The 24,112-nt window shown below is 71.5% G+C and carries 24 protein-coding genes; 11 read left to right on the forward strand and 13 right to left on the reverse strand.

What is annotated here, in order from left to right:
- Nucleotides 1-154: 154 nt before the first annotated feature.
- Both AB0C12_RS36465 and AB0C12_RS36470 read left to right on the forward strand, forming a co-directional pair.
- Nucleotides 155-643 carry a hypothetical protein gene (locus AB0C12_RS36465; protein WP_360554889.1) on the forward strand — a complete coding sequence of 163 codons (489 nt, stop codon included), beginning with the start codon at nt 155-157 and terminating at the stop codon, nt 641-643.
- Between the two features lie 433 nt (nt 644-1,076).
- Nucleotides 1,077-1,670: a class F sortase gene (locus tag AB0C12_RS36470; RefSeq protein ID WP_360554890.1), complete on the forward strand. Its 594-nt coding sequence runs from the start codon at nt 1,077-1,079 to the stop codon at nt 1,668-1,670.
- Between the two features lie 4 nt (nt 1,671-1,674).
- Here AB0C12_RS36470 and AB0C12_RS36475 read toward each other — a convergent pair whose 3' ends face one another.
- Nucleotides 1,675-2,217, reverse strand: a complete 543-nt coding sequence (locus AB0C12_RS36475; RefSeq protein ID WP_212989795.1) for an HNH endonuclease — start codon at nt 2,215-2,217, stop codon at nt 1,675-1,677.
- Between the two features lie 213 nt (nt 2,218-2,430).
- Between AB0C12_RS36475 and AB0C12_RS36480 the strand changes: the two genes are divergently transcribed.
- From AB0C12_RS36480 to AB0C12_RS36495, 4 genes are all read left to right on the forward strand, one after another.
- Entirely contained in the window at nt 2,431-3,516 is a 1,086-nt protein-coding gene (locus AB0C12_RS36480) for a mechanosensitive ion channel family protein (RefSeq protein ID WP_360554892.1), read from the forward strand.
- A gap of 220 nt (nt 3,517-3,736) precedes the next feature.
- Nucleotides 3,737-5,098: an MFS transporter gene (locus AB0C12_RS36485; RefSeq protein WP_360554894.1), complete on the forward strand. Its 1,362-nt coding sequence runs from the start codon at nt 3,737-3,739 to the stop codon at nt 5,096-5,098.
- A complete protein-coding gene (locus AB0C12_RS36490; RefSeq protein ID WP_360554895.1) occupies nt 5,095-5,520 on the forward strand; it encodes a globin in 426 nt (141 codons plus the stop codon). Before AB0C12_RS36485 ends, AB0C12_RS36490 begins: the two co-directional genes overlap by 4 nt.
- Nucleotides 5,521-5,582: 62 nt before the next feature.
- Nucleotides 5,583-6,842: a delta-60 repeat domain-containing protein gene (locus AB0C12_RS36495; RefSeq protein ID WP_360554897.1), complete on the forward strand. Its 1,260-nt coding sequence runs from the start codon at nt 5,583-5,585 to the stop codon at nt 6,840-6,842.
- Between the two features lie 69 nt (nt 6,843-6,911).
- Here AB0C12_RS36495 and AB0C12_RS36500 read toward each other — a convergent pair whose 3' ends face one another.
- The 5 genes from AB0C12_RS36500 to AB0C12_RS36520 all read right to left on the reverse strand — a co-directional run bounded on the left by AB0C12_RS36500 (nt 6,912) and on the right by AB0C12_RS36520 (nt 11,014).
- Nucleotides 6,912-7,496 carry a YbjN domain-containing protein gene (locus AB0C12_RS36500; protein ID WP_360554898.1) on the reverse strand — a complete coding sequence of 195 codons (585 nt, stop codon included), beginning with the start codon at nt 7,494-7,496 and terminating at the stop codon, nt 6,912-6,914.
- A 129-nt stretch (nt 7,497-7,625) separates the two neighbouring features.
- Nucleotides 7,626-8,285 (reverse strand): hypothetical protein, encoded by a 660-nt coding sequence (locus AB0C12_RS36505; RefSeq protein ID WP_360554900.1) that lies wholly within the window; start codon nt 8,283-8,285, stop codon nt 7,626-7,628.
- 2 nt (nt 8,286-8,287) lie between these two features.
- A complete protein-coding gene (locus tag AB0C12_RS36510) occupies nt 8,288-8,695 on the reverse strand; it encodes a thioesterase family protein (RefSeq protein WP_360554901.1) in 408 nt (135 codons plus the stop codon).
- A complete protein-coding gene (gene ettA / locus AB0C12_RS36515; protein WP_360554902.1) occupies nt 8,688-10,364 on the reverse strand; it encodes an energy-dependent translational throttle protein EttA in 1,677 nt (558 codons plus the stop codon). Before ettA ends, AB0C12_RS36510 begins: the two co-directional genes overlap by 8 nt.
- A gap of 119 nt (nt 10,365-10,483) precedes the next feature.
- Complete coding sequence (locus AB0C12_RS36520) at nt 10,484-11,014, reverse strand: hypothetical protein (RefSeq protein ID WP_360554903.1); 531 nt, start codon at nt 11,012-11,014, stop codon at nt 10,484-10,486.
- A 129-nt stretch (nt 11,015-11,143) separates the two neighbouring features.
- On the opposite strand from AB0C12_RS36520, the gene AB0C12_RS36525 reads away from it, so the two are divergent.
- Nucleotides 11,144-12,571, forward strand: a complete 1,428-nt coding sequence (locus tag AB0C12_RS36525) for a trehalose-6-phosphate synthase (protein WP_360554905.1) — start codon at nt 11,144-11,146, stop codon at nt 12,569-12,571.
- Here the strand turns inward: AB0C12_RS36525 and AB0C12_RS36530 are convergent.
- From AB0C12_RS36530 to cobC, 4 genes are read right to left on the reverse strand one after another with little or no spacing between them, the layout of a single operon-like run.
- Complete coding sequence (locus tag AB0C12_RS36530) at nt 12,568-12,942, reverse strand: VOC family protein (protein WP_360554906.1); 375 nt, start codon at nt 12,940-12,942, stop codon at nt 12,568-12,570. The two genes, AB0C12_RS36525 and AB0C12_RS36530, sit on opposite strands and share 4 nt — an antisense overlap.
- Nucleotides 12,943-12,970: 28 nt before the next feature.
- Complete coding sequence (gene cobA, locus AB0C12_RS36535) at nt 12,971-14,155, reverse strand: uroporphyrinogen-III C-methyltransferase (RefSeq protein ID WP_360555395.1); 1,185 nt, start codon at nt 14,153-14,155, stop codon at nt 12,971-12,973.
- Between the two features lie 11 nt (nt 14,156-14,166).
- Nucleotides 14,167-15,219: a nicotinate-nucleotide--dimethylbenzimidazole phosphoribosyltransferase gene (gene cobT, locus AB0C12_RS36540; RefSeq protein ID WP_360554908.1), complete on the reverse strand. Its 1,053-nt coding sequence runs from the start codon at nt 15,217-15,219 to the stop codon at nt 14,167-14,169.
- A complete protein-coding gene (gene cobC, locus AB0C12_RS36545; protein WP_360554909.1) occupies nt 15,216-16,307 on the reverse strand; it encodes an Rv2231c family pyridoxal phosphate-dependent protein CobC in 1,092 nt (363 codons plus the stop codon). The genes cobT and cobC overlap by 4 nt, the downstream gene beginning before the upstream one ends.
- A gap of 84 nt (nt 16,308-16,391) precedes the next feature.
- On the opposite strand from cobC, the gene AB0C12_RS36550 reads away from it, so the two are divergent.
- Nucleotides 16,392-18,596, forward strand: coding sequence for a transglycosylase domain-containing protein (locus AB0C12_RS36550; RefSeq protein ID WP_360554911.1), 2,205 nt, complete (start codon nt 16,392-16,394; stop codon nt 18,594-18,596).
- 39 nt (nt 18,597-18,635) lie between these two features.
- On the opposite strand, the gene AB0C12_RS36555 is transcribed toward AB0C12_RS36550, so the two are convergent.
- The gene (locus AB0C12_RS36555) at nt 18,636-19,235 is read right to left on the reverse strand and encodes a TIGR03086 family metal-binding protein (RefSeq protein ID WP_360554913.1); all 600 of its coding nucleotides are present in this window, start codon (nt 19,233-19,235) and stop codon (nt 18,636-18,638) included.
- Nucleotides 19,236-19,419: 184 nt separating this feature from the next.
- Nucleotides 19,420-20,883 carry a cobyrinate a,c-diamide synthase gene (locus AB0C12_RS36560; protein ID WP_360554914.1) on the reverse strand — a complete coding sequence of 488 codons (1,464 nt, stop codon included), beginning with the start codon at nt 20,881-20,883 and terminating at the stop codon, nt 19,420-19,422.
- A gap of 111 nt (nt 20,884-20,994) precedes the next feature.
- Between AB0C12_RS36560 and AB0C12_RS36565 the strand changes: the two genes are divergently transcribed.
- From AB0C12_RS36565 to AB0C12_RS36575, 3 genes are read left to right on the forward strand one after another with little or no spacing between them, the layout of a single operon-like run.
- Nucleotides 20,995-21,813: an SURF1 family protein gene (locus tag AB0C12_RS36565; RefSeq protein WP_360554915.1), complete on the forward strand. Its 819-nt coding sequence runs from the start codon at nt 20,995-20,997 to the stop codon at nt 21,811-21,813.
- A gap of 10 nt (nt 21,814-21,823) precedes the next feature.
- Nucleotides 21,824-22,261: a hypothetical protein gene (locus AB0C12_RS36570; RefSeq protein WP_360554916.1), complete on the forward strand. Its 438-nt coding sequence runs from the start codon at nt 21,824-21,826 to the stop codon at nt 22,259-22,261.
- A gap of 35 nt (nt 22,262-22,296) precedes the next feature.
- A complete protein-coding gene (locus AB0C12_RS36575; RefSeq protein ID WP_360554918.1) occupies nt 22,297-22,500 on the forward strand; it encodes a hypothetical protein in 204 nt (67 codons plus the stop codon).
- A gap of 22 nt (nt 22,501-22,522) precedes the next feature.
- Here AB0C12_RS36575 and AB0C12_RS36580 read toward each other — a convergent pair whose 3' ends face one another.
- Nucleotides 22,523-24,085 (reverse strand): ATP-dependent DNA ligase, encoded by a 1,563-nt coding sequence (locus AB0C12_RS36580; RefSeq protein ID WP_360554919.1) that lies wholly within the window; start codon nt 24,083-24,085, stop codon nt 22,523-22,525.
- Nucleotides 24,086-24,112 lie beyond the last annotated feature (27 nt).

Below are 24,112 nucleotides of genomic sequence, written 5' to 3' on the forward strand. Positions count from 1 at the left end.
TCACGGTAGCGGAGTGCGGGTCGTCGCGGAGCGTCGGGTGTCAACACTCATAAGCGGGATCTCCGCAGCCACGCGAAAACGGCCCGGAGGTGCGAAAATCACCCCCATGAGCCGTCCGTGAAGTTCGTGCCCCGGACGGCAGGAGGGGGAGGTCATGCGCACAAGCGTCCCGGCCGCGCTGGCGGCGCTGGCTCTGGCCCTGCCGATGGTGCTGATCGACGACATCCCCGCGCAAGCGGCCGGTGTCTTCGTGGAGACCAACCCGAGCACGGTCCGGGCCGGTGACGAGGTCGGCATCCGGGCGAGCTGTGACGACAACCTCAAAGCGGCCACGGTCACCACGGATCCGACCGGCGCGGTCATCGTCTCCCCCCGGTACGGCTTCCTGACGGCGACCGCCCGGGTGCCGGCCACGACCGACGCCGGCGACTACGCCGTCACCCTGGAGTGCCCCGACGGCAAGACCGCCAAGAGCACGATGCACGTGGTGCTCCGGGTCGAGCCGGCCCGCGGACCGGCGACGGGCGGTGGCGGCACCGCGGGTGGCGGGTCGGCGCCGTTCCTGATCGGTGGCGGACTGGCGGCGCTGGCCGCGGGTGTCGCGCTGAGCGTGGTGGCGGCGCGCCGCCGCCGGTTCGGCTGAGGGGCGGCGAATGACCCGCCGGGCGATCTCCGGGTCGGCGCCTCCTCCTGGGCCCCGGATGCCCGAGTCGGTGCTGCGCCGCCGCCCGGCCGAGATAGTGGCCCGAGCCCAGCACCAGCCCAGCCCCGCCCCGGCCGAGGCACCGGCCGGCCAGCCTTCTCTCCAGCCCGCGCCGGCAGGGGCAGTGACCCGCAGGCCTTCGCCCCGTCCCGCGGCCGGCGCGCGGCCCTTACCTCAGCCCGGGCCTGCCGCCCGACCGATATTTCCCGCCCGGCCGCGGACGGCCCCGGTCACCGCCCCGCCGCTGCCGGTCACCGCCCGGTCCACAGCCCGGCCTGTGGCCGCCACGCGGCCGATACCGCCCGCCCGGCCGACCCCGCTCAGCCGCAGACCGGCCGGCCTGACCGCACGCCGGCCGATGCCGCTCGGCTTGATGGCCGCGATCCTGGTCTTCGTCGGCCTCTTCACCGTCGGCGCCGGCCTCGGCGCGGCGACTGGCTTCGACCTCAGCGAGCTGTTCCGCGGCCCGGACAAGCCACCACCCCGGGCGTTCCCGGTCCTGGACCCGAGCCCGCCCAGGCGCCTCACCATCCCCTCGATCAAGGTCGAGGCGCCGATCCTCAACGTCGGCCGGGCCAAGGACGGATCGGTGGACGTGCCGCCACTACAACGGCACAACGAGGCGGGCTGGTTCGATCAGGGGCCGACCCCGGGGCAGTTCGGCCCCGCGTTGATCGTCGGCCACGCGGACACCCGGTCGGGGCCCTCGGTCTTCTTCAACCTGGGCAAGCTCAAGGCCGGGCAGAAGATCGAGGTGCTGCGCGAGGACGACTCGGTGGCGATCTTCCAGATCAACTCGGTCGAGCACTTCGGCAAGGAGAAACTGCCGGTCAAACGGGTCTACGGCGACTACAGCCGGCCGTCGCTGCGGCTGCTGACCTGCGGCGGCAAGTGGCTGGGCGGCAAGCAGGGCTACAGCGACAACGTGGTGGTCTTCGCCAGCCTGGTGAATGCCGAGGACCCGTAGCCCGCTACGCGGCTTCGGCCTCGAGCGGCTTGGGCAGGTCGAGCCAGTCCGCCCAGCGGGGATCGGGGGTGCGGTGGCCCAGCACGCGCCAGGCGACCCCGCGCGGGGCGGCCGGGGGCGAGTGCAGACGCCAGCCCAGCTCCGCCGGGGTCTTGTCGCCCTTGCTGTGGTTGCACTTGGCGCAGGCGGCGACCACGTTCTCCCAGGCGTGCAGCCCGCCACGGCTGCGCGGGAACACGTGGTCGATGGTCTCGGCCGAGCCGCGGCAGTAGGCGCAGCGGCCGCCGTCCCGGGCGAAGATCGCCCGCCGGGACAGTCCGACGTGGGTGCGGTACGGAACCTTCACGTACCTGGTCAGCCGGACCACCGACGGCACCGGGAGAGTGTGGTGTGCACTGTGCAGAATGCCGTCGCCGTCGGAGACGCACTCAGCCTTCGACGTCAACACCAGGATGGTCGCCCGACGCACCGATACGACGCACAGCGGCTCGTAGGTAGCGTTCAACACCAACGCGGAGGAGCCCACTGTGGGTCGTATGTCAGGCATCGCGATCACCCTTCGGTGTAGGTGCTAGCAACCGCTCCCGTGTGCTGATCGTCATGACGCGAGCGCCGGATCTACCGGTGCTCGTGGCCCAATAGTCCCTGATGAATGACGAATTGGCGAGCACAATCTGTGGCCGGGCCGTAAACGTCTGAGGTCTCCGCGGAAGATGTCCGATTCCCCGGCGAGGTGTCCGGCCCGGTAGGTTAAGGCCCCGTGATTCCGCTGGCCCCCATCCCCGCCCCCTCCGGCTCCGCCGAACCGATCTTCAACGGGACGCCGGACGTCTCGGAGAGCTGCAAGGCCGACGCGCTCTGCACCTGGGTGCTGGACAAGACCGACATCCAGTGGCTGGCCAACAGCAGTTACGTGTTCATCCTCAAGCCGCTGCGGATCCTCGCGATCATCCTCGTCGCGATGCTCATCCGGTGGCTTCTGCACCGCGGCATCCGCCGGCTGACCGCCACCACCTCGCGGGCCGCCATGCCGGCGTTGCTCAAGCCGCTGCGGGAGCGGGCCGACAAGCAGCAGGAAGCCGCGGAGAACACGTTCATCCCCGAACGCCGCCGGCAGCGGGCCGAGGCGATCGGCTCGGTGCTGCGCAGCTTCGTCACCGCCGTGGTCTTCACCATGGCCGTACTGCTGGTCATGGGCGAGCTCGGCTTCAACCTGGGCCCGCTGCTGGCCAGCGCCGGCATCGTCGGTGTGGCCCTGGGCTTCGGCGCGCAGAGCCTGGTCAAGGATCTGATCGCGGGCTTGTTCATGCTCCTGGAGGACCAGTACGGCGTCGGCGACTCGGTGGACCTGGGCGACGCGGTCGGGGTGGTGGAGACCGTCGGGCTGCGGGTGACCACCGTGCGGGACATGCGTGGGGTGCTCTGGTACATCCGCAACGGCGAGATCATCCGGGTCGGCAACAAGAGCCAGGGCTGGGCGATGGTGGTCATCGACATCCCCATCGGCTTCGTCCACTCCGAGGAGGCCATCACCGTGCTGCGCCGGGCCGCGCTGGGCCTGGCCGAGGAGCCGGAGCACGCGACCGAGTTCCTGGAGCCGCCGGACGTGATCGGGGTCGAGCAGCTGACCGTCGACGGTGCGGTGATCCGCACGATCGCCAAGACCACGGCGGACGGTCAGCCGATCGTGCAGCGCGAGTTGCGGCGCCGGCTGACCGAGGCGCTGGAGACCTCCGGCATCTCCGAACGGATCGCCGTGTCGCGGATGCTGCCCCGCTCGGCGGTTCCCCCGACGTTTTCCAGCGGGCCGGGTGACACTTCCGGTACCCCGGGTGGTGCGACCTGACCTGCGCATACGGCATGATGGGGGAGGTCCGGCCTCGGCCGAACGGCCGATGTTCGCCCCGGATGCCCTAGCCAGGACTCGGACGATCGGGCAGAATCGTGCAAAGAGCATCTGCACTTGCAGCGGCACGTTCGCGCGGGATCTGAGCACCCCGATTTTCCCCCGGACGTGTCCGACCGGTGGTGATCCCGCCGGTCGTCGCGATCGATGGAGGGTCCAGGTGTCGGACGACCGACGCGCTGCGCAGCCGGCCCACCGGGCCGGGGACGCTGCGGAGCCGGATGGTCCCGTCACCTTCCGAGACCTCTTCGCGGTCCGCGAATACCGAGCGGTCTATTTCTCGCTCGTCGTCAACTGGCTCGGTGACTATCTGGCCCGGGCCGCCATCACCGTGCTGGTCTACCAGCAGTCCGATTCGGTACTGCTGTCCGCGGCGTCCTTCGCGATCAGCTATCTGCCGTGGATCGTGGGCGGGCCGGTGCTGGCGGCGCTCGCGGAGCGCTATCCGTACCGCCGGGTCATGATCGTCGCCGACCTGACCCGGGCCGTGCCGATCGCGCTCATCGCCCTGCCCGGCATGCCGGTCTATGCGATCCTCATCCTGCTCTTCGTGGCCATGCTGGGGGCACCGCCGACGCAGGCGGCCCGCTCGGCGCTGCTGCCGCTGATCCTGGACCGCCGCCGGCTCGTCAGCGGGCTCGCCGTCAACGCCTCCACCTCGCAGGCCGCGCAGGTGTTCGGCTATCTGGTCGGCGCCTTCATCGCGACCAGCATCAACGCCCGGCTCGGCATCGCGCTGGACGCGGTGTCCTTCATCATCTCGGCCACGATCATCGCGCTCTGGGTGCATCCGCGGCCGGCCGCCGCCGGCCCGGACCACCGCCGGCACCTGATGCGGGAGACCGGCGAGGGCTTCCGGCTGGTCTTCGGTACGCCGTTGCTGCGCTCGATCGCCCTCATGGTGTTCGGGCTGACCACCCTCACGATCCTGCCCGAGGGTCTGGCCGCCGGCTGGGCCGCGGTGTTCGACAAGGATCCGGCTGCCCGGGGCTTCGACCAGGGCCTGATCATGGCGGCCGGACCGGTCGGTTTTGTGATCGGCGGGCTGGTGGTCGGCCGGCTGGTCAGTCAGCCCGACCGCATCCGCCTGGTCAAACCCCTTGCCGTGCTGACTCCGCTGGCCCTGGCGCTGACCGCGTTCGCACCCAACGCCACCACGGTGGCCGTGCTGGCGGCGATCTCCGGCGTCGCCCAGGGCGGTCTCATGCCCACCCTGAACGGCGAGTTCGTCCTGGCCCTCCCGCACGGCTACCGCGCCCGGGCGTACGCGGTCATGCAGGGCGGGGTGCAGTTCACCCAGTTCTTCGCGGTGGTGGCGACCGGTGCGCTGGCCCAGTTCTCCTCGATCCCGCTGGTCGTCGGCCTGTGGAGTCTCGGTGGCCTGGCCCTGATGGTGGTGCTCGTGGTCCGGCGGCCGACCTACGGGGTCGTCGACGTCCCGGTCCCGGCCGGACCGTCCGACGCAACGCGCGTCACACCCGGCCCGGCCAGGCACCGCGCGGCTGGCAAACTGGATCGGTGAACGCATCCACCGAGGAACCGGAAGTCAGCTTCTTCGAGGCCGTCGGCGGCGAGCCGACCTTCCGCCGGCTCGTCGACGCCTTCTACGAGGGGGTCGCGCAGGATCCCCTGCTGCGCCCGATGTATCCCGAGGAGGATCTGGGTCCGGCGGCGGAACGGCTGACGCTGTTCCTGATGCAGTACTGGGGCGGCCCGAACACGTACTCGGCGCAGCGTGGACACCCGCGGCTGCGGATGCGGCACGCGCCGTTCACGGTCGGTCCGGCCGAGCGGGACGCCTGGCTGCTGCACATGCGCGCCGCGGTCGACTCGCTGGGCCTGCCGGAGCCGCACCACAGCGCTCTCTGGGACTATCTGGAGCGCGCCGCGTACTTCATGGTCAACAAGATGGACGCGCATCCCGGAGGTCAACCCGCTCGTTGATCGGGTGAACGACGCGATCGTCACTTCACCGACGTCGCGGTCCCGATCCCTGGAGCTGACCGATGCGCCGCCGTTTGTTCGCTGCCACCGCGCTGACCTGCGCCGCTCTGCTGGGCGCGACGCCCGCTGCGGCTGACATGGCCCAACCGGCGGTGGTCTCGGCCAATCCGGTCGACTTCACGCCGCACGTCCTGGACGGCACGGTGTGGGCGCTGGCGGTGGTCGGCGACACGGTCGTCGTCGGCGGCAGCTTCACCAAGGTCCAGGACAGCGCGCGGAAAACCACCTACGCCCGGAAGAACATCTTCGCGTACGGGCTGAAGGACGGTGCGGTGCGCTCGTTCGCCCCCGCCGTCGACGCCGCGGTCTACTCCCTGGCCGCGGGGGCGAGCAACACCGTCTACCTGGGCGGCGGCTTCAAGACCGTCAACGGTGCCGCCCAGCGGGGGGTCGCCCGGGTCGCGGTCAGCACCGGCGCCCGGATCACCGCCTTCGGCGCGAAGATCAACTGGGGTGACGTCCGCGCCCTGAGCGCCCGGGGCAGCAAGCTCTACGCCGGCGGCACCTTCTCGGCGATCAACGGCGTCACCCGGGTCGGGCTGGCCCGGATGGACGCGGGCACCGGCGCGGTCGACCCCGGCTTCGACGCCAAACTGTCCGCCCCCGGCCTGAGCCGGACCCGGGTCGAGCACTTCGACATCTCCCCCGACGGCACCCGGCTGATCGCGGTCGGCGCGCTGCTCAAGTCCGGCACGGCCGCCCGCAACCAGATCGCCATGTTCGACGTCTCCGGCTCCGCAGCCGTGCTGACCAGCTGGTACACCGACGCGTACGCGCCGCCGTGCCTGCAGGGCTTCGACACGTACCTGCGGCAGGTGAAGTTCTCCCCCGACGGCAGGTACCTCGTCGTCGCGGCGACCGGCCGGGCCTCCTCGCCGACCAAGCTGTGCGACTCGGCGGCCCGCTTCGAGGCCACCGGCGGCGGCCGGCACAACCCGACCTGGGTCCAGCGCACCGGCGGCGACTCGCTCTACGCGGTCGCGGTGACCGGCAGCGCCGTGTACGTCGGCGGCCACCAGCGATACCTGGACAACCCGTACGGCAGCGACGCCAAGGGCCCCGGCCCGGGCGCCGTCCCGCGGGTCGGCATCGGCGCGCTCAACCCGTCCACCGGTAAGGCGCTGGGCTGGAACCCGAGCCGGGACCGCGGGGTCGGCGTGCGGGCGTTCCAGGTCGTGCCCGAGGGTCTGATCGTCGGCTCGGACACCGACAAGCTGGGCCGCGAGTTCCACGGCCGGATCGGTATGTTCCCGCCCGGCTGAGCCCGGACACGGAAAAGGGCCCCGTGATCCGGGGCCCTTTTTGTTTCCTCCGTCAGAGCAGTGCCCCCGTCAGAGCAGTGCGCCCTCGTCGTGCAGCCAGTCGACGAACGAGGTCGCGACGGCCGCGCCGCAGTCGAGCATCTCCACCAGCAACGGGTCGTGGGCACCCGAGGCGAGCGGCACCTGCAGCTCGGCGTAGATCGGCAGCTGTCCGCGTTCGGTGGGATCGCCGACGTAGGCCTTGCAGAAGCGGCGGGTGTGGTTCCACTCGTTGACCACGCGGTACGCGCGGTCGGCCCAGTCCGGCGGGACGGTCGCGTGCGGACGGGCTCGCATGACCAGGATCTCGTCGTCGGGGCCCTCGAGCGTGAACAGCACGGCGTGCCGTTCCCACATGGCCAGCAGGCTGCCACCGCCGTCGGCCAGGAACCGGATATCGAGCAGATCGAGGGCCTTGCCGATCCGGGCCAGATCGACCGGAGCGACCTGCTCCGGCTCGTCGATCGAGGAAAGATCAGCGGAGGACATCGAAGAGTGTCCCGGCTCACGCTGCGTCGGCACTCCGACGCGGACGCTGCTCTGCAACGCCACCTCGCCGCCGGTCTCGGGCTCATCGCCTCCGGCCGACCCGGGACGCCATGACCACCACGGCATCGTTGTGCACCTCACTCCCCAGCAGGCCCGCCGCCGGACGTAGCGGTGGACCTCGGGGCGACGGTACCCGTACAGGTCGCGGAGGTCATCCCCTCAAAGGGAGGGCGCGACCGGACGACCGATGCAGCATCACCCTTTCGGGTGACCCCCTATAGGCATGACGGTCAATACTTGGACCGGCTGTAGCCACGCGACTCCATATGGTGCAGAAAGTCCCACCCAGCGTCCCGCCACGCATACTCGCGCGGCCGAGGTCTGCTTGTCGGTGGGACCGAGAAAGCCCATCCGCGTCACCGCCTGGACGAGTCGCTGGGAGACCTCCACCGGCTCCCCGTCGGGGCGCGTGACGACGAGCGCGACATGATCGAGCAAGGCATCGCGCACGGCGCGCTGCCCGACCGCGCGACCCGCCAGACCACCCGCGGTCACCGCACGCAACGTGCCGGCCGCCGCCTCGGCCAGCCGGCTCAGCTCGGCCGCCGCCACCGCTTCGACCGCTGTCGATCGGGCCGGCGGCAACGGCCAGCGCCAGTCGGCGTCCCGCCGCGTCGGCAGCTCAGGGCTCTGCGTGGCCAGCGCCGCGAGCAGCCCGGCCGCCGGCACCGTGGCATCACCCGGGCCCGGCCCGGCCACGAGGCGGGTGACCAGCACACCCCAGGGCAGCACCGCCCACAGTGCGGTGTGCTCCCCCGCCGACCGCACCCGGACCAGCACGTTACGGTCCAGCCGGGTCAGCCGGGCCAGGAAAGCCCCCGCGTCCGCGACGCCGGCGATGCCGTGGGCGGCCATCCTCAATTCTCCAGGTACGGCGTGAGGAAATCCCGCTCGGCGTCGGTCAGCCGGCGCGGGAACTGCTCGGCCAGGTTGAACGGCACACAGACCGACTTCGCCCGGCTGGCCAGCACGTCCTCGTCGAACAACTCGTAGCTCACGGTGAAGCTGGCCGCCCGCAGCTCGGAGACCCACAGCTCGATCCGGACCGCCTCGCCGTAGTCGACCGGGCGCAGATAGTCGACCTCGTGCCGGGAGATGACGATCCCGTCCTCGAACGACGTCAGGCCCTTGGCCCGGGCGCCGACGAAGAACATGGCAACGCGCGCCTCCTCGTACAGGGTGAGGAAGCGCGCGTTGTTGACGTGGCCGTACGCGTCCATGTCGGACCAGCGCACGGCCGCGTCGTAGACAAAACGATCAGTCACGGGTGAGCTTGCGGTACGTCACCCGGTGCGGGCGGGCGGCGTCGGCGCCGAGACGGTCGATCTTGTTCTTCTCGTACGCGTCGTAGTTGCCCTCGAACCAGAACCACTTGTCCGGGTCCTCGTCGGTGCCCTCCCACGCCAGCATGTGGGTGGTGATCCGGTCCAGGAACATCCGGTCGTGGGAGATGACCACGGCGCAGCCCGGGAACTCCAGCAGCGCGTTCTCCAGGCTGGACAGCGTCTCCACGTCCAGGTCGTTGGTCGGCTCGTCGAGCAGCAGCACGTTGCCGCCGATCTTCAGGGTCATCGCCAGGTTGAGCCGGTTGCGCTCACCACCGGACAGGACCTTGACCGGCTTCTGCTGGTCCGGCCCCTTGAAACCGAACGCGGCGACGTAGGCCCGGGACGGCATCTCGACCTTGCCGACCATCATGTGGTCCAGCCCGTCGGACACGACCTCCCACACCGTCTTGGACCCGTCGAGGCCGGAACGGCTCTGGTCCACGTACGACAGCTTGACGGTCTCGCCGACCCGGACCGTGCCCTCGTCCGGCTGCTCGAGCCCGACGATGGTCTTGAACAGCGTGGTCTTGCCGACGCCGTTCGGGCCGATGATGCCGACGATGCCGTTGCGCGGCAGCGAGAACGACAGGTGATCGATGAGCACCCGGTCGTCGAAGCCCTTGACCAGGTCCTTCGTCTCGATCACCGTGTTGCCCAGGCGCGGGCCCGGCGGGATCTGGATCTCCTCGAAGTCGAGCTTGCGGGTCTTCTCGGCCTCGTTGGCCATCTCCTCGTAGCGGTCGAGGCGGGCCTTGGACTTGGTCTGGCGGGCCTTGGCGTTGGAGCGCACCCACTCGAGCTCGTTCTCGAGGCGCTTCTGCAGCTTCTGGTCCTTGCGGCCCTGCAGCTTGAGGCGGGCGGCCTTCTTGTCGAGGTACGTCGAGTAGTTGCCCTCGTACGGGAACGCGCGACCGCGGTCCAGCTCGAGGATCCAGGTCGCGACGTTGTCCAGGAAGTACCGGTCGTGCGTGATGGCGATGACGGTGCCGGCGTACTTGGCGAGGTGCTGCTCCAGCCAGTGCACGCTCTCGGCGTCCAGGTGGTTGGTGGGCTCGTCGAGCAGCAGCAGGTCGGGCGCCTCGAGCAGCAGCTTGCACAGCGCGACGCGGCGGCGCTCACCACCGGAGAGCTGGGTGACGTCGGCGTCCGGCGGTGGGCACCGCAGGGCGTCCATGGCCAGCTCGAGCTGGGAGTCGACGTCCCACGCGTTGGAGTGGTCGAGCTCCTCCTGGAGCTTGCCCATCTCCTCCATCAGCTCGTCGGTGTAGTCGGTGGCCATCTGCTCGGCGATCTTGTTGAACCGCTCGAGCTTGGCCTTGGTCTCCGCGACCGCCTCCTCGATGTTGCCGAGGACGGTCTTGGCCTCGTTGAGCGGGGGCTCCTGGGCGAGCATGCCGACGGAGTAGCCCGGCATGAGCCGCGCCTCGCCGTTGCTCACGGTGTCGACCCCGGCCATGATCTTCAACAGGCTGGACTTACCGGCGCCGTTGGGGCCGACCACACCGATCTTGACGCCGGGCAGGAAGTTGAGCGTCACATCGTCGAGCACGACTTTGTCGCCGTGCGCCTTGCGCGCCTTTTCCAGGACGTAGATGAACTGGGCCACGGTGCGGCCTACCTCCGAGATCGTGATTTCCGGTTGCCGGAACGAAAGACCAATCTTTCCAGGTCGCCACCGGCCACCTACAACAACCCCGACCACGCCGCCCGGATTCCCCGCTCAGCTCAGTCCGTCGTGACCTTGTACGTCTTCTTCTCCCCCTTGCGGACGACCTCCAGCCGCTCCGAGTTCACGTCGAAGGTGTTGCCGTCCGCCGCCCTGGCGAAATAGCCGTCGCCCCGGGGCTCCACGTTCTCCAGGAACAGAGCGGTCTCCCCCTCGATCCACTTACCCTCGGCCCCGCCGCGGTTGGCCTGGTAGAACAGCCGGTCCGTGTCGTCCCGGCAGATCCACACCGTGGTGCCGGTGTCCAGCGTGCGGACCTGCAGGACCTTGGTCAGCCGCACGTCCTCACCGAGGACCCGGCGGGCGGTGGCGTGCATCTCGGGCGGGCAGTTGCCAGGTGAAAGAGCCGGCTCAGTGGGTACATAGGGCGCCTGACCATCCGTCTGCTCGCCCGTCTGCCGCGGCGTCTCGTGGCGGGATCCGAGAACCAGGCCCGCCGACATCCCGATGATGCTCAGCAGCACGGTGGCAATGACCACAGGAAAGAACAGCGGCCGGCGCGGCGGGGGAAGATCAACGGACTGGCTCACCGGCCCAGAATGGCACCTTCCCGCCAGAGGCGGTGCCGCGCGGCCGGACCATAGCGGGGCCAGCCCCGAGCAGCTACGCACAGTAGGCTCAGGGCTGGGAACCCAGCACGACCCGGAGGTGCACTCAGCGTGGCCGAACGAAGTTCCTTTGTTGTCGTCGCCAACCGCCTGCCCGTCGACGAAGTCATGGTCGACGGCGAGCGGCAATGGCGCCCGAGCCCCGGCGGACTCGTCACCGCCCTGCATCCGGTGCTCACCCAGCAACAGGGCACCTGGATCGGCTGGGCCGGCGGGGACGGGGAGGCGCCCGAGCCGTTCGAGCTCGAAGGCATCAAGATCCATCCGGTGCCGCTGAGCGCCGAGGAGCTCGAGCGCTACTACGAGGGCCAGTCGAACGCGACCATCTGGCCGCTCTACCACGACGCCGTCGAGACACCGGTCTACAAACGGCGCTGGCGCGAGGCGTACAGGCTCGTCAACCAGCGGTTCGCGCAGGCCGCGGCGGACGTCGCCGAGCAGGGCGCGACCGTCTGGGTGCAGGACTACCAGCTCCAGCTGGTCCCCGCGATGCTCCGCGAGATGCGTCCCGACCTGCGGATCGGCTTCTTCCTGCACATCCCGTTCCCGCCCATCGAGCTGTTCATGCAGATGCCGTTCCGGGCCGAGATCCTGCGCGGGCTGCTCGGCGCCGACCTGGTCGGCTTCCAGCAGCGGCTCGCGGCGCAGAACTTCGTCCGGCTGGCCCGGCACCTGCTGGGCCTGCGCTACGAGGGGCAGTCGATCCAGGTCGACGGGCGCAAGGTCAAGGCCGGCGCGTTCCCGATCAGCATCGACACAGCGGACATGGAACAGATGGCGGCGGACCCGGCCGTGCAGGCCCGGGCCAAGCAGATCCGCGCCGAGCTCGGTGACCCCGAGACGGTGATCCTCGGCGTCGACCGGCTCGACTACACCAAGGGCATCGAGCTGCGCCTCAAGGCGTTCCGCGAGCTGCTGGCCGACGGCAAGCTCAAGGTGCCGGAGGCGGTCATGGTGCAGGTCGCCACGCCGAGCCGGGAGCGCGTCGAGCACTACCAGACGCTGCGGGTCAAGGTGGAGCGCGAGGTCGGCCGGATCAACGGCGAGTTCGGCCGGGTCGGCATGCCGGCGGTGCACTACCTGCACCAGTCGTACAGCAAGCAGGAGCTGGCGGCGCTCTATGTCGCGGCCGACGTCATGATGGTGACGCCGCTGCGCGACGGCATGAACCTGGTCGCCAAGGAGTACGTCGCCTGCCGGGCCAACGGCGGCGGCGCGCTGGTGCTCAGCGAGTTCGCCGGGGCCGCGACCGAGCTGCGCCAGGCGTTCCTGTGCAACCCGCACGACCCCGACGGGGTCAAGGACGCGCTCCTGCGCGCGGTCGGCGCGGAGCCGGCCGAGCTCAAACGCCGGATGCGGGTCATGCAGCGGCACCTGCGGACCCACGATGTCGCCGAGTGGGCCCGCACGTTCCTCAACGAGCTCGGCGTGCCGGACACCGACGCCAAGCCGGACCAGTCAGCGGACCGGACCAGCTAGAGGAACAGGCAGAAGGGATGGCCGTCCGGGTCGAGGTAGACCCGGACGTCGTCCTGCGGCTGGAAGTCCGCCCTGGTCGCCCCGGCCTTCTCGGCGTGGGCGGAGGCGGCTTCCAGGTCCTCCACCTCGATGTCGAGGTGCACGCTCATCTGCTGATCGCCGGGGCCGGCCGGCCAGACCGGGCGCACGTACGCCGACTCGGTCTGGAAGGACAGCCCCGGCCCGCCGTTGGGCGCGCCCAGCTTGACCCAGCCGGGCTCGTCCTGGACGACGCTCCAGCCGAGCAGCCGCTGATAGAACGCGGCGAGTTCCTGTGCGTCCGGGGCATCGAGCACGATCCCGGACAATGTCATGTGCGGTCGCTCACTCATGTCTGACCGTTACCCATCGCTCACGCAGCTATCCCCGTTCCAGGACCGCGACCACGTCGCCGACCACCACAACGGCGGGCGGCTTGATTCCCGCCTCGGCAGCGGCCGCGGCCACCTCGCCGAGGGTGCTGCGCAGCACGCGCTGAGCGTCCGTCGAGCCTTCCTGCACCACGGCGGCCGGCGTCTGCGGGGCCCGGCCCTCGGCGACGAGCCGGGCGGCGATCTTCGGCAGGTTCTTCAGGCCCATCAGCACCACCAGCGTGCCGCGGAGCCGGGCCAGGGCGGCCCAGTCCACCAGCGACTCGGGGCTGTCCGGCGGCACGTGCCCGGAGACCACGGTGAACTCGTGGGCCACACCGCGGTGCGTGACCGGGATGCCGGCCAGCGCCGGAGCGGCGATCGAGCTGGTCACCCCGGGGACGACCAGCACCGGTACGCCGGCCTCGGCGCACGCCACGACCTCCTCGCCACCGCGGCCGAAGACGAACGGGTCACCGCCCTTGAGCCGGACCACGAAAGCACCGGCCCGGGCCCGCTCGACGATGACCCGGTTGATCTCCTCCTGGGCCACCGAGGCCCCGTACGGGATCTTGGCCGCGTCGACCAGCTCCACGTCGGGCCGCAGCTCGTCCAGCAGCATGCCGGGCACGAGCCGGTCGGCCACCACCACGTCGGCGCGGGCCAGCAGGCGGCGCCCCTTGACGGTGATCAGCTCCGGGTCGCCGGGTCCGCTGCCGACGAGTGCCACCTGACCGCGCAACGGCTCCTGCCGCCGCTGCGGGGTCTCCTCCAGGGCGGCGGCGATCAGGTCCCGGACGGCCCGGGCGCGCTTCCGGTCGCCGCTGTCGGTGACCGCCACGGTGACCTCGTCGTGCCGGGTCACTGCCGGGGTCCAGGCGGTCGCGGCGTCACGGTCGTCCGCCCGTACGCAGAACACACCGCGTTCCTCGGCGGCCACGCTCACCTCGGCGGCGGCCGCCGGGTCGTCGATGGCCACCTGCACCAGCCAGGCGCCGTCCACGTCCGAGGCGACGAACCGCCGCTCCTGCCAGGTCAGCCGGCCCGCCGCCACGTACGCGTGCAGCGCCGGGGTCAGTGCGGGTGACACCAGGTCGACCCGGGCACCGGCGGCGAGCAGAGCCGGCATCCGCCGGGTCGCCACCGCGCCGCCCCCGACGACCAGCACCCGCCGGCCGTCGAGCTTGAGCGCCATGGGATAGAGGTTCACTTCTCCGACACTCCCGCCGAGTCGAAGGTGGCCACGTCGTGCAGGACCCGGACCGCGCCGGCGACGACGGGCAGAGCCAGTGCGGCGCCGGTGCCCTCGCCCAGCCGCATCCCCAGGTCGAGCAGCGGGGTGAGCCCCAGCCGGTCCAGCGCGACGGTGGCGCCGGGCTCGACCGAGCGGTGTCCCGCCACCATCGCGGCGACGGCGTCCGGGGCGAACGCGGCGGCGACCACGGCGGCCGAGCAGGCGATGACCCCGTCGATGATCACTGGCACCCGGCGCTCGGCCGCACCGAGGATGAAGCCGGCCAGCGCGGCGTGCTCCAGGCCGCCGAGGGCAGCCAGGGTCGTCAGCGGCTGCGCCGGGTCAGGGGCGTGCAGGGCCAGCGCACGGGTGATCACCGCGACCTTGCGGGCGTGGGTCTCGTCGTCGATGCCCGTGCCCCGGCCGGTCACCGCGGCCGCGCCGGCCCCGGTGAAAGCGGCCACCAGGGCCGCCGCTGGGGTCGTGTTGGCGATCCCCATGTCGCCGGTGAGCAGGCACTTCGCGCCGCCGTCGACCAGCGCGCCGGCCACCGAGATGCCGACCTCCAGCGCTGCCCGGGCCTCGTCGACGGTCATCGCCGGCTCCACGGCGAGGTCGCGGGTGCCCCGGCGGATGTTCGCGTCGAGCAGGGTGTCCCCGCCGTGCAGCGGGATCTTCACGCCGACGTCCACGACCATCAGCGAGGCGCCGACCTGGCGGGCGAACGCGTTGATCACCGCACCGCCGGCCACGAAGTTCGCCACCATCTGGGCGGTGACCTCCTGCGGCCACGGTGAGACGCCCTGGGCGTGCACGCCGTGGTCCCCGGCGAAGACGGCGATCGCGGCGGGCTCGGGCAGCGGCGGCGGGCAGGTGCCGGCCAGTCCGGCCAGGCGGACGGACAACTCCTCGAGGGCGCCCAGCGAGCCGGCCGGCTTGGTCAGCCGGGACTGCAGGTCACGGGCGGCGGCCATGGCCGGCTCAGCGGCGGGGCCGATCGCGGCGAGGGTCGTCTCCAGGGTCACTGTCGCTCCTTCAGCACATCTGTCAGGGTCGCAACAAACGCGTCCGTGGTGGCAGTGTCGCGCACCGCGATCCGGAGCCAATCGGCGCCCAGCCCCGGGAAGGTGTCGCCGCGGCGTACCGCGTACCCCCGTTTGCGCAGCTCAAGACGCACCTTGTCGGCGCCCGGGAGGCGGACCGCGACAAAGGCGCTGGCCGGCCGCCCGGCGACAGTGACGTCCGGCACGCCGGTCAGGCGTTCCACCAGGTGGGCACGCTCGGCGGCCAGCTCGGCGGCGATCCGCCGCTCCGCGGCCACCGCGACCGGGCTCGCGCAGGCGCTGGCCGCGGCCAGCGCCGGGGTGGAGACCGCCCAGAGCGGCTGCGCGGTGGCCAGCCGGGCCAGCAGCTCGGCCGGGCCGAGCGCGTAGCCGATCCGCAGGCCGGCCAGTCCCCAGGTCTTGGTCAGGCTGCGCAGCACCAGCAGGCCCGGCAGGTCCCGGCGGCCGGCCAGCGACTCGGGCTCACCCCCCACCCCGGACCGGTACGTGGTGTCCGCGAAAGCCTCGTCCACGACCAGCACCCGCCCGGGCCGGGCCAGCGCGGCCACGTCGGCGGCCGGGTGCAGCACCGAGGTCGGGTTGGTGGGGTTACCGACGAAGACCAGGTCCGCGTCGGCCGGCACCAGCGCCGGGTCGAGCCGGAAGCCGTCCGCCTCGCGCAGCAGCACCCGCTCGACCCGGTGCCCGGCCTGGCGCAGCGCGGCCTCCGGCTCGGTGAACTGCGGGTGCACCACGACCGGCCGGCACGCGTCGCGCAGCGCCTGGGCGATCAGCACGAAGGCCTGCGCCGCACCGGCGGTGAGCAGCACCTCGGCCGGGTCGCGGCCGTGCCGGGCGGCGACGGCCGCGGTCGCCGCGGTGTCGTCGGGGTACGCGGCCAGGTCGGTCAGCGCCGCCTGGATCGGCCCGGCGAGCCACTCCGGCATCGGCTGGCGCCGCACGTTGACCGCGAGGTCCACCAGCCCGGGAGCCACCTCGGCGTCACCGTGGTGGTGCAGATCCGCCGCTGCTGCCCCGGCGTGCGCGGGAAGGTCCACGGAAGAGGTCACGCGCCTCAGCATGCCGGACGTGATCCGGCCGATTACTTCAGCCGTTCCGTGAGGACATGAGCGGTTTTGTCATACCTTCGAAGGGTGACGAAGACCGGACTCGCCAAAGCTGGACGGATCGCGCCGCTCATCCGCGCGGGACTCATCGCCGGGATCGTGGTCGCGGGTCTGATCTTCCCGCTGGTGGCGCTGGCCGGCGTCGGCGCCAAGAACGGCGCCGACGCGCTGGAGAGCATGCCCGACGGACTCACCGAGGTGCCCTCGGCGCAAACGACCTACGTGTACGCCAACGACGGCAAGACGCTGCTGACGACCTTCTACGAGGAGCACCGCAAACCCACGAAGATCGCGGACATGTCGCCGTTCATCATCCAGGCGATCGTGGCGTCCGAGGACACCCGCTTCTACGAGCACAACGGGGTCGACGCCAAGGGCGTGGCCCGTGCCTTCGTGGCGAACCAGCAGGCCGGTGGCGTCTCCCAGGGCGCGTCCACGCTGACCATGCAGTACGTGCGGATGGCGCTGCGCGACGGCGCGAAGACCCCGAAGCAGGCCCTCGAGGCGACCGAGCAGACGACCGCCCGCAAGCTGCGCGAGATGCGGCTGGCCATCGAGCTGGAGAAGCGGCTGTCGAAGCAGGACATCCTCGAGCGGTACCTGAACTCGGCGTACTTCGGGCACCGGGCGTACGGGATCTTCGCGGCGGCCGAGGTCTTCTTCTCCAAGAAGCCCGAGGACCTGTCGCTGACCGAGGCGGCCCTGCTCGCCGGACTGGTCAAGGCGCCCTCGGCGTACGACCCGGCGACCAACGACCAGCGGGCGGCGACCAACCGGCGCAACTACGTGATCGACCAGATGCTCAAGATGAACGCGATCACCGCGGCCGAGGCGACGGCGGCGAAGAAGTCCAAGATCAAGCTGAAGCTGACCACGCCGCCGAACGACTGCGTCTCCGTGCCGAGGAAGCACAACGACTGGGGCTTCTTCTGCGACTACCTGCGCAACTGGTGGATGGAACAGCCGGCCTTCGGCAGGACGTCGCAGGAACGCATGGCCAACTTGCGCCGCGGCGGCTACAAGGTGGTCACCACCATCGACCCGAAGATCCAGAAGTCGGCGATGAAGCATGTGCTCGACAAGGAGAAGAAGAAGAGCGTCTACGCGCACGGCGAGGTCGTCATCGAGCCCGGCAGCGGCCGGATCAAGGCGATGGCGGTGAACCGCAAGTACTCGCTCGACCAGGAGAACAACGGCGAGCACAGCGACCGCCGCAAGCGCGACGACTTCAAGGGCAACTACCCGAACACGGTGAACCCGCTGCTCGGCGGCGGTGACATGGCGGGGTACCAGGCCGGCTCGACCTTCAAGATCTTCACGATGCTGGCCGCCCTGGACGACGGGATGCCGCTGGACACGGCGTTCAACTCGCCGCAGCGGTTCGTCACGAAATACATCACCGCGCCCGGGCCGGCGACCTGCGGTGTGCACTGGTGCCCGAAGAACTCCAGCGCCTCGATGACCGGCCGGCAGACCATGTGGAGCGGCTTCGGCAAGTCGGTCAACACGTACTTCGTCCAGCTGGAACAGAAGGTCGGGGCGGAGAAGGCGGTCCGGATGGCCGAGCGGCTGGGCCTGCGGTGGCGCACGGAGATCGACCGCACGCTGGCCGGACCGGACCACGCCGACGGGTGGGGCGCGTTCACGCTGGGCGTCAGCGACGCGACCCCGATCGAGATGGCCAACGTCTTCGCCACCCTGGGCGCCGAGGGCAAGTACTGCGAACCCATCCCGGTCCGCATGATCAACACCCGGGACGGGGCGTCGCTGACGTACAAGGGCAAGAAGGTCGCCGGCCCGCGCTGCCGCCAGGCCCTGCGACCGGAGGTCGCGCAGGCGGCAACCGACGCGGCCCGCTGCGTCACCGGCTACGGAGCGGCGAAGGGCAGCTGCGGCGGCTGGGAGACCTCACCCATGGTGTACGCGACCCTGAAACGGCCGGTGGCGGGCAAGAGCGGCACGACGGACAGCAACCGCAGCGCCTGGTTCTGCGGCTTCACCCCGCAGCTGGCGGCGGCGGCCTTCGTGGCGGACCCGGACAACCCGGAGAACACGGTGGGCTCGAGCCGCGGGACGATCTCGAAGTTCACGGTGGCGGAGACGCTGAAGGACGCGCTGAAGGGCCAGCCGAAGGCGAAGTTCACGCCGCCGCCGGACGAGCTGATCCACGGCTCCTCGGACCGTTCCGGCTCCTCGGACCGTTCCGACTCCTCGGAGCGCTCCGGCTGGTGACTGGCCGCGCGGCCCCTTCCGGGCGCGGCTCCGCGGGGGTCAGTGGGCGGACGTGGTCGGGCGCCAGCGGGGGTTGCGGCCGGCGAGTGAGACGGCCTGGTCGAGCAGCTCGGCCTCGCTCTCGATCTCCACGACCGGGCCGAACATTCCCGGGGTGCCCTCCGGCGGGCCCTGGGAGAGGAACTCGATCAGCGGCTCGAGCAGCCGCGGATCGGCCGCATATTCCTGACCGGTCGCGCGGGCGAGATCCCAGCCGTGCATGGTCAGCTCATTGACCGCGACCAGGCCCATCTCGGTGGCGGGCATGGTCACACCGCCGGCCCGGGCGGTGCCCTCCCACGCCGAGGGCGAACGCCAGGCGATGGCCAGATCCTCCAGGACGACCGGCAGACGGCTGCGCCACTGGGCCGACAGGTGGGCGGCGGAGGGCTCGGGCGGAGGACTGTCCGGCGCGTCGAACCTCTTCTGCGCTGCCTGGGTGAACGCCCGGGACAGGCCGGCGAGGTGATCGAGCAGGTCGCCGACCGTCCAGTCGGGGCAGGGAGTGGGCGCCCGCAGGTGGTCGTCGGTGATGCCCAGCAGCAGGGACCGCACCTGGCGGACCGGCGGGGCGAAATCCAGCGGGACACGATCGGCCACGGCGGTGCTCCCTTCTCGTGGAACCCCCTCACCGTAAGGCCGGGGTGCGACATCGACCGAAATCAGGACCGCCGGCGTCGGCGCCAGTCCCCGTCGGAGTGCAAACGCCCACGATCCGGGGCCGGCCAGTTCCCGGCCAGCTCGGGCGCGCCCGGCCCTGGGTGGGCGGCCAAGCAGGCGGCGGTCAGTTCTGGGGTGGGGTCAGACCGGACAGGGAGAGGGTCTGCTCGCCCGGGTCCACGTCCGGCGGTGGCGCCACCACCGGCGCCGGCTGCGCCGGGGTCAGCATCGCTGCGACCACCCGCCGCGCGATCTCCGGCGCCCCGGCCCAGTGCAGACCCAGCTGCGACGCGTGGACCTGACGCCAGACGAAGCCCTCCGGATTGCCACCCGCCCAGGTCCAGGCGGGCACCTGGCCCGCCCGGGGCGTGACGATCGCCCGGTGCTGCTTGTAGCCGGTGATCCGGGCCCCGGCCGGGGCCAGCGGTGACGTCGCCGGGGCGGTCGCCTCGCGGTAGCCCGCGATCGTCTGGCCGGCGGTCAGCGCCGACGCGTCCAGGATCCCGCACATCGGGCGGCCGTCGAAGTCGCGCGTCAGCCAGGGCAGGCCGACCCCTTCGGCGATGATCGGGCGGTTGTCGTGCGCGAGCTGAGACACGGCCGCGCACAGGCGGCGGTTCGCGGACAGCTCTTCCGCGTACCCCTCCGGCAGGGCCGCCCCGATCATGAGCCCGCGCGTGCCCGCCGGGAGGGTTTCGTCGCGCAGCGGGTCGATGATCGCGACCTCGGCGCCGGCCGCGGTGAGCAGCTCGACCGTTTCCACGTACGTGTAAGGGGCGCCCGGTCCGCCGGCCAGCGCGATCACCGGGCGGTTCTCCGGCGGCACCGGCGGTTCACCGGTCGCCTCGGCCAGCGCGTCCACCGGTGACCAGGCCTGCTCGGGCAGCGGCGGCGCCGCGTCGGCCAACGCCATCACCCGATCGAGGTCGATCGCACCGGCGACGGCCTCGCCGAGGCGGCGGACGGCCCGGACCGCTTCGACCGTGCGGTGCGCCACCGGGACCGGGCCCTGGGCGCGGGCCGGCAGCACGGCCGGGAGGTCGCCGCGGCGCAGGGCGCCCAGCACCGGCATGCCGATGTCGTCCAGCGCGGTGCGGAGCATCTCCTCGTGGCGGGGCGAGGCCACCCGGTTCAGGATGACGCCGCCGAGGTGCACCATCTCGTCGAACATCCGGAAGCCGTGGACCAGCGCGGCCAGCGAGTGACCCATGGCGGCCACGTCGACGACGAGCACCACCGGCGCGCGCAGCGCGGCGGCGACTGCGGCCGTACCGTCGATCTCGGGTTGTCCGGTCAGGCTGTCGAACAGGCCCATCGCGCCTTCGATGACCGCGATCTGCGAGCCGGTCGCGCCGTGCGCGAACAGCGGCGCGATGCGCTGCGCGCCGACCAGGCGCGGGTCCAGGTTGCGGCCGGGGCGCCCCGCGGCCAGGCCGAGGTAGGCGGCGTCGGTGTGGTCGGGGCCGACCTTGAAACCGGTGGCCGGCACGCCCCGCGCGGTGCACGCGGCGAGCAACCCGACCGCGATCGCGGTCTTCCCGTGCCCGGACGAGGGTGCGCTCACCACCAGGCGCGAGTGGGCGGACATCACGGCTCCCTCGGGGATACGGAAAACGGCGGCGACATGATATTGACCGCCGGACATCGCACCCTACCTGCCAGCCGAAAGCGGCCGTCGCGAGCCGGGTAGCCTCAGAACGTGTACCGGTTCCTGCTGACGCCCCGCTGGCTGGCCGCCGCGGCGCTCACCGTGGCCGCCTCGGTGATCATGGTGTTCCTCGGCAACTGGCAGCTGCACCGCTACCAGGAACGCAGCGCGATCAACGCGCGGATCGACGCCGCTGACTCCAGCCCCGCGGTGCCGCTGACGTCCGTGCTGGCCAAGCCGGTCGCGCCCGGCAAGCCGGGTGCGTCCCCCGGCGAGGACGCGGCCTGGACGAAGGTCACGGTCACCGGACGGTACGACGCGGCGCACGAGATCCAGGCCCGCGGACGCACGGTCGACGGCGCCGTGGGCTTCGAGATCGTGACCCCGCTGCTGCTGGCCGACGGCACGGCGGTGCTGATCGACCGCGGCTGGGTCCCGTCGAAGGACGGCGACGCCATCTCGGCGCCGGTGGCCACCCCGGCCCCGGCGGGCGAGGTCACGGTGGTGGGCCAGGTGCACCTGTCGGAGAGCCGGCCGGCCCCGCTGGCGCGGCGCGACGGCCGGATCGACACCCGGCGGATCGCGGTGCCCAAGCTGGCGGCCGAGCTGCCGTTCCCCGTGTACGGGGCATACGTGCTGGTCAGCGACCCCGAGCCGGGCTTCGCGCGGATCCCGATCGAGCACGAGGACTCGTGGCAGAACGGCGGCTACGCGGTCCAGTGGTGGCTGTTCGCGGTCATGGCGCTGCTCGCGTACGGGTGGCAGGCCCGTAAGGAAGCCAACGGCGACGCCCCGAAGAAGCGGGAGGACCGGGTGGCGGCGGCAGACCAGCGCATGGCGGCCGTTCCCAGCGCCCGGCAGGCCGACTAACCTCGGCGGAGTGACCTTTCCGGACTCCACGCCGAGTGACCCCTGGAGCGTGCCCGCCCCCGCACAGCCGGTCCCACCGCCGGACCCGCTGGTGCCGGGCCCGGTGATCGCCCAGATCGGCGACATGGCGGTCACGTCGACGGTGGTCCACACCCCGGCCGGGGACATCCCGTTGGCCGGCTCGACGTGGACGGTGAACGACTACTGGCACAGCGAGCAGAAGATCCCGCCGTGGGCCATCGCGGCGGCGATCGTGGGGTTCTGCGTGCTGACGATCTTCAGCTTGTTGTTCCTGCTGGTGAAGGTGACTGTCCCGCGGGGAACGGTGCAGGTGACGGTGACCAACGCGACACGGCAGTATGTCGCTCGGATCCCGGTGACCGATCAGTCGCAGGTGACCTACGTCCATCAGCAGGTCAACTACGTGCGGTCGCTCGCGGCTCTCTGATCCGGGTCTCCCCGTTCCGACGAGAGGATGACGGCATGGCGGACGACGACCGTGTCGCGCTGGCGATCGAGCGTGACGACCTGGACGGGTTGCGACGTCTCGCGGCCGGCGGCAGTGCTGAAGCGGTGTCGGCGCTGGTCGAGATCGCCGGCGAGCGCGGGGACGTGGCAGAGCTACGGCGGCTGGCCGACGGCGGCAGCGACCACGCCGCCGAAATCCTCAACGATCTGACCGACTGACTCGCCGCCTGGGGGTCCCGGCTCAGCTTTCCGGGGTGGCGGGGAAGCCGAGGGCCTTGACCATGTCGATGGTGTCGGCTTCTTCGGCGCGCTTGTCGTCGCGGTAGCGCAGGACGCGGGCGAACCGCAGCGCCACCCCGCCCGGATAGCGGGGTGAGGTCTGCACGCCGTCGAAGGCGATCTCCACGACCTGCTCGGGCCGCACGGTGACCACCCAGCCGGAGTCGTCGATCGCCAGCTCCTTGAACCGTTCGGTCTGCCAGCGCAGCAGTTCGTCGGTGAGTCCCTTGAACGTCTTGCCCAGCATGACGAATCCGCCGGTCCGCGGATCCCGGGCACCCAGGTGCAGGTTGGACAGCCACCCCTGCCGCCGCCCGTGCCCCCACTCCACCGCGAGAACAACCAGGTCAAGCGTGTGCCGCGGCTTGACCTTGACCCAGGCGGCGCCCCGGCGGCCCACGTCGTACGGGGCCTCCTGGGCCTTGACCACGACGCCTTCCTGCCCGGCGGCAAGGGCGGCCGCGAATGCCTCGGCGGCCTGCTCCTCGCTCTCGACGGTCCGCCGCCCCACGATGAGCTCGGCGGGCAACGCGTCGGCCAGCGCGGCCCAGCGCACCCGGCCCGGCTCGTCGAGCAGGTCGATGCCGTCGAGGTGAAGAAGATCGAAGAAGTACGGAACCAGCCCGGGCCCGTCGACCGGCCCCTCTTTCCCGCCGCGCCGGGCACCCCGGGTGGCGGCCCGGCTCGACGTCTCCTGGAACGGTCGCGGCCGCCCCTGGCCGTCAAGGGCCATGGCCTCACCGTCGAGCACGAACTCCCGGGCCGGAACGGCCCGCGCGGCGGCGACGACCTCGGGCAACCGCGCGGTGATGTCGTCGAGGCTGCGGGTGAAGACGGCAACCTCGTCCCCGGAACGGTGCACCTGGATGCGGATGCCGTCGAGCTTCACGTCGACGGTGGCCGGTGACCCGGTGGCCAGCAGCGCCGCGGCGACATCGGGGGCGCTGCCGGCGAGCATCGGGGTCAGCGGAGTGCCGACCCGCAGGCTGATCTCGCTGAGCGCGGGCGCCCCGCCGGTGAGCGCGGCGACAGCCACCTGCTTGAGGTCACCGGAGAGCAGCAGCGCCCGCCGGACAGCCGTGACCGGCACCTCGGCGGCGCGGGCGATGGCGTCGGCGAGCAGGCCGGCCTGGGCGCCCTGGCGCAGCTCGCCGCTGAAGAGTCCGACGAGCAGCCGCTGCTCATCGGCGGTGGCCCGGCCGAAGAGCCCGGCCAGCAACTCACGCCGGCGCGCCTGCGACCCGGTGCCGGCGACAACGGAGATGGCGGCGATCCGCTCGTCCACCTCGGCCACGGTGAGCACCGGCTCGGCGGCGGGCTCGGGGAGGTCACGCAAGCCGGCGTAACCGACGCCGGTCTGGCGTTGCCGCAGCTCACCGGCCAGGTAGGCGGAGCCGGCGGCCAGCTCGCCGGGGTCGAGACGCCGGAGGGCGTCGGCAAGCAGGTCGATCTTGGCCTTACGGCCGGAGGTGGCGGAAACGGCGGCCGACGTGGCTGCCAGGTCGAGGAACTGCACGAACCCCATCCTGGCAGCCAGGTACGACATTCGCGG

The sequence above is a fragment of the Actinoplanes sp. NPDC048967 genome, from assembly GCF_040649415.1.
In the GTDB taxonomy this organism is placed as follows: domain Bacteria; phylum Actinomycetota; class Actinomycetes; order Mycobacteriales; family Micromonosporaceae; genus Actinoplanes.

Coding starts and splice junctions, on each gene's coding strand:
- AB0C12_RS36505 (WP_360554900.1), bottom strand. CDS start 8,285: ATGGCCGCCCACGGCATCGCCGGCGTCGCGGACGCGGGGGCTTTCCTG.
- AB0C12_RS36580 (WP_360554919.1), bottom strand. CDS start 24,085: ATGGGGTTCGTGCAGTTCCTCGACCTGGCAGCCACGTCGGCCGCCGTT.
- AB0C12_RS36475 (WP_212989795.1), bottom strand. CDS start 2,217: ATGCCTGACATACGACCCACAGTGGGCTCCTCCGCGTTGGTGTTGAAC.
- AB0C12_RS36465 (WP_360554889.1), top strand. CDS start 155: ATGCGCACAAGCGTCCCGGCCGCGCTGGCGGCGCTGGCTCTGGCCCTG.
- AB0C12_RS36495 (WP_360554897.1), top strand. CDS start 5,583: ATGCGCCGCCGTTTGTTCGCTGCCACCGCGCTGACCTGCGCCGCTCTG.
- AB0C12_RS36470 (WP_360554890.1), top strand. CDS start 1,077: ATGGCCGCGATCCTGGTCTTCGTCGGCCTCTTCACCGTCGGCGCCGGC.
- AB0C12_RS36500 (WP_360554898.1), bottom strand. CDS start 7,496: ATGCCGTGGTGGTCATGGCGTCCCGGGTCGGCCGGAGGCGATGAGCCC.
- AB0C12_RS36560 (WP_360554914.1), bottom strand. CDS start 20,883: ATGTCCGCCCACTCGCGCCTGGTGGTGAGCGCACCCTCGTCCGGGCAC.
- cobA (WP_360555395.1), bottom strand. CDS start 14,155: ATGGCGCTCAAGCTCGACGGCCGGCGGGTGCTGGTCGTCGGGGGCGGC.
- AB0C12_RS36575 (WP_360554918.1), top strand. CDS start 22,297: ATGGCGGACGACGACCGTGTCGCGCTGGCGATCGAGCGTGACGACCTG.
- AB0C12_RS36530 (WP_360554906.1), bottom strand. CDS start 12,942: ATGAGTGAGCGACCGCACATGACATTGTCCGGGATCGTGCTCGATGCC.